This is a genomic window from Streptomyces sp. NPDC046215 (genome assembly GCF_040646215.1).
Taxonomy (GTDB): Bacteria; Actinomycetota; Actinomycetes; order Streptomycetales; family Streptomycetaceae; genus Streptomyces; species Streptomyces stramineus.
This window is the reverse complement of record NZ_JBEYZW010000170.1, coordinates 1-4,489: the sequence shown is the minus strand read 5'-3', so window position 1 is coordinate 4,489 and position 4,489 is coordinate 1. Positions and strand designations below refer to the sequence as shown.

Below are 4,489 nucleotides of genomic sequence, written 5' to 3'. Positions count from 1 at the left end.
CCGACGCTCTTCCGATCTCGCGCGGTTCGCTCCGCGAACACGACGCGCCGCCACTACGTGGCGGAAAGCAGCCCCGCACTCCGTGCGGGTACCGGGACTTCGTCCCGGGAATCCGGTCCACTCCGTGGCCCGGGAGGCCAACTCCGTTGGCCTCAGGCTCGGATCGCTCCGCGATCCGGCCCAGACGGAACGCGCTCCGCGCGTTCCTGAAGCTGGCAGCAGGAGAAGGGGGCGCGGCTCGGGGTGACGGAGTTTCAGGGGGTCTGTCCTGGCAGGCCCTTCGAACAGGCGTGGACGGAAACGGCGAACAAACACTCACTCCAACCACTCCAGGTTGGCAGAAACAAACGGACTAGAACACTTCTATCCAGCCGATGCGTCATCCTGTCAGCCCCGCTACCTTATGGAGGGACAAGGTACCCCCACCACGACCTGCAGAGCCATCGGAAGGCCACGAGTAACCGCCCAGAAAACCGCTCCCGTGAACTGCATAAACGCCCATTAGCCAGCTCTCAGACTTCCAGCACAACCAGATTACAGTGGCCCCGAAAAACACGTCAGACAGCGACGAAGGGAAATCGCATGCCGGGTAAAGAACTGTTTCCGCATCAGGTGGAAGCAGTTGATGCCATCCTCCGTGTCCTGCAGACGCCCGCCGACGGGCACCTGCCGGCCGAGGGGCTGCGGACCCAAGTCATCGCCGCTACCGGCTCGGGCAAGACACTGATCGCCACCGAGGCCGCTCAAAAACTGGCCGCCCGGCGGGTCCTGGTCCTCGTACCGACTCTGGATCTCCTGACCCAGACCGCGGCCGCATGGCGGGAGGGCGGCCGCACCGGAGCCATGATCGGAGTCTGCCGGCTAACCGCCGAGGACGCTGACGGCATGCCCTGCACGACGGATCCGGCCGAGCTCGTGGCCTGGGCACAAGGGCTGGACCGTGTGACGGTGTTCGCCACCTACGCCGCCGTGGGCCTCGGCATTCTCCCACGCGCCCATGCCCAGGGCCTGGGCGTGTGGGACCTGATGGTCGTCGACGAGGCACACCGCACCAGCGGAGACGCCGGAAAGCCCTGGGCAGCCGTACACGATCAGGGCAAGATCCCGGCGGGCCGCCGGCTCTACATGACCGCCACCGCCCGCATCTGGGAAGCGGCCGGGAACGGTCGTGACGAGGAGCCGCGCCTGATCGCGAGCATGGCCCCCGACTCTCCGCTGTTCGGGCCCGTGGCGTTCAAGCTCACCCTGTCCGATGCCATCAGCCGCGACCTGGTCGCGCCCTACCAGGTCGTGTGCGTCGACATCACCGACCCCGAGCTCCACCAGGCGCAGCAGACGGCGGGGCCCGGCTCGGACGCGGTACGCGGGGCGCGGCTGGCGGCGCTGCAGACCGGGATCCTGACAGCGGCGGCACAGGAGGGGCTGCGGAAGGTCCTGACGTTCCACAGCAAGATCATCGAGGCTGAGGCCATGGCCGAAGGCGTCGCCGAGGTCGCACAGCGGCTCTGGAAGGACGACCCCCGACGGTTTCCGGTGCCGGAACGGGTCTGGGCCGACTGGCTGTACGGGGACCACGCCCCCGGTCACCGGCGGGCCGTGCTGGACGAGTTCGCTTCCGACGTCATCGAGGACGAGGAGGGGCTGCGGCCGGCCGCGCTGCGCGTGCTCAGCTCCGTGAGAGTGCTCGGCGAAGGGGTCGACACAGCGAATTGTGATTCCGTCGCTTTCTGCGACGCCAGGGGATCAATGGTCGACATCGTGCAAATGGTCGGCCGCGCCTTGCGTATGAAGCCCGGCGAGGGAAAAATCGCATCACTGATCGTTCCGATATTCCCCGCGCCAGGTGAAATCCCCGACGAAATACTGACCTCACCCGCCTACGAAACCCTGGCGAAGGTCCTCGGAGCGCTCCGTGCCCACGACACCGACACCATCGAAGCGCTCGCCGACCCTCGTGTGCGCAGCGGGAGCTACGAGCCGGAGAAGGAGGCCGGGGAAGGCGGTCAGGAGCGGCCGACGGACGAGCGGGGGCCGAGTGCGCCCGCGCGGGAGCTGCTGAGGTTCAGCACGCCCCGCGACCCGGCCCTGCTGGCGCGGTTCGTGAAGTTGCGGGTGATCGAGCCAGAGAACGCCTTCTGGCGGCGTGGCGTCGAGGCCACTGTGCGGTACGCGAAGGAGACCGGCGCGGAGCAGCTGCGGGTCCCGTACGACTTCGTCACGCCGCCGGAGTGGTCGCCCGCAGGGTTTCCTCTGGGCACGTGGCTGGCTGATCAGCGGCGCTTCAACAAGGTCGGACGCCTGGCTCCGGCCCGCGTCGCCGAGCTCGACAGGCTCGGGATGGTCTGGTCTCACCAGGACGTCGCGTTCGAGGAAGGGCTCACCGCCGCCCGTGGCTGGGCCGCCGTCCACGGGCACTTCCTGCCGCCCGCCACCGCCGTCTGGGAGGGGTATCCGGTGGGGACCTGGGCCAAGAACCTGCGCACTGCGGCCAGGATCGCGGACAGCATCGCAGAGCAACGCGCGGCCGGCCTCCCTGTCAGGTCCAGCACCAAGGCCCTCACCGAAGCACGGCGCGAAGCGCTGGAGGAGATCGACCCGGGCTGGTGCCCGGTATGGGACACCGGATGGCAGCGCTGCTTCCGCCTCGCCCAAGCCCACATCGAGGCCGGCGGGGTCCTGCCGACGGTGCCAGGTGAGGTGATCGTGCAGGGCGAAGACCTCGGACGATGGGCCCAGGCCTCCCGCCTCAGCTGGGACGACTTGCTGCCCGTCCAGCAGTGGATGCTCGAAAACGTCCTCGGCCTCACCCCCGCCGAAGAACACGAACGGCCCGTCAAACGCACGCAGCAAGACAAATGGGCCCTCAACCTCCGGGCAGCACGGCAGTTCCACGCCCGCGAAGGACACCTCAACGTACCCCGGAAGCACGTCGAACAACTGGAACCAGAAGACGCACCGGCAGGCCCCCAGGGCGGCACTGAGAAGCCCCTGGAGATCAAACTCGGCACCTGGCTCGACAACACCCGACGCAGGGCATCGAAACTCACCCCCGAACGCCGCGCGGACCTCGACCAACTCGACATGCGCTGGTGACGGCTGCGGACTCCACCCCCGCAAACAGCGCAGCAAGCGCTCCCCGGTAGAAAATCCTGAACGCCGAGACAGCCGAACCCCAACAGCGAAACAAGAATCAAAGCCCCGATGCCCGTTCCTCATACGATTCCCAGACGCCAGACCGCAGAACTGCCTTCAACTCAAAGGAAACATCTCAACCACCGACACAACCGCAGACCCCTGCAATGAACACCCACGAACTGTCTTCCGGGTCACCAGTTGCACGCGGCTTCTGCAGTAGCCGCCGTGATGTGCTGACCGCTCTGATCAGCGCGCACCCGCAGATCCCGCCATTGGGTGGTGTTCAGCTCCGCGGGCCAGCCCAGCTCCGTGTAGGGCCGCTGCGCCCGCTGGCCGCGCACCCGCATGAATTCCACCTGTGCCACCGCCCTCCCCGACGCGCCACCATGGCCATCGCCGGTGAGGTGCACGAGCAGGTCGTAGCCGAACGGGCTGTCCAGGGGCGTGACCAGGACGCCGCCCGGTTTGAGTTGCCGTAGCCAGGCCCGGGGGATTCGCCGTACCGAGGCAGTGGACAGGATGCGGCCGTACGGGGCACCGCGGGCATAACCCTGTTCACCGTCGCCTGTGACGATTTCCGGGTCCAACCCCACCGCACGCAGCCGGCGCTCGGCCCGGGCAGCCAGACAGGGATCGATCTCCACCGTCACCACGCAAGCAGCGCCGGCCCGGTGAGCCAGAAGCGCGGTGGTATAACCGCTGCCGGTGCCGATCTCCAGGATGCGCTCGCCGGGCTCGGGCGCCAGGTGGCGCAGCAGCTCGATCACGACGCCGGGTGAGGAGATACTGGAGGTGAACGCGCCGTCCGCGGGGCCGGTAGGAGCAACGGTGCCGTCATCGATCTGCGTGATGAGCGCGGCACCGGGCTCATAGACCGCCTTGAGCCAGGCACGCGGCTTCTCATTCCGGTCGATCAGGGGGTAACGGGCGCCGTCCCCGCGGGCCGGCCACCATACCCGGTCCGGCACGAACTCTTCCCGCGGCACTTCAAGGAAGACTTGGCGGAGCCAGGAGCAGTCCGCAAAACCACGGGGGGTCAGGCTCATCCGACGGGCGCAGCGTGCGCGCAGGCCCTCGGCCGTCATCACCATCGTGCGGCCGTCCTTCTAGTCGTCCTCGATGTCGGTGTCGTCCGGTTCGGGCATCGGATTGCCCGGATCTCCCGGGCTGGAGTACGGCCCGCCGACCTGCCCGTCCCCCGACTGCCGGTCTCCTCCGTCCACCACAACCCTCCCATCAAGATGCCTTCCGGACCACCCTAGTACTGCAACGGTCTTTGCTGTGACGGGTGGGTAGCTTCTGGCGGGGTGTGTCCGCGTCGTTTGTAGTGGCAGACGCGGGCTTGGTACTGCCG

At 67.7% G+C, this 4,489-nt stretch carries 2 protein-coding genes; one reads left to right on the top strand and one right to left on the bottom strand.

From position 1 onward, the window contains the following. Positions 1-582 precede the first annotated feature (582 nt). Positions 583-3,093, top strand: a complete 2,511-nt coding sequence (locus tag ABZ951_RS33520) for a Helicase associated domain protein (protein ID WP_344098155.1) — start codon at positions 583-585, stop codon at positions 3,091-3,093. Positions 3,094-3,326: 233 nt separating this feature from the next. On the opposite strand, the gene ABZ951_RS33515 is transcribed toward ABZ951_RS33520, so the two are convergent. Continuing rightward, positions 3,327-4,226 (bottom strand): methyltransferase domain-containing protein, encoded by a 900-nt coding sequence (locus ABZ951_RS33515; protein ID WP_344098154.1) that lies wholly within the window; start codon positions 4,224-4,226, stop codon positions 3,327-3,329. Between the last annotated feature and the right edge of the window lie 263 nt (positions 4,227-4,489).

What these genes read in the sequence shown, in the direction of transcription:
- ABZ951_RS33520 (WP_344098155.1), top strand. Translation starts at nt 583, where the DNA reads ATGCCGGGTAAAGAACTGTTTCCGCATCAGGTGGAAGCAGTTGATGCC.
- ABZ951_RS33515 (WP_344098154.1), bottom strand. Translation starts at nt 4,226, where the DNA reads ATGGTGATGACGGCCGAGGGCCTGCGCGCACGCTGCGCCCGTCGGATG.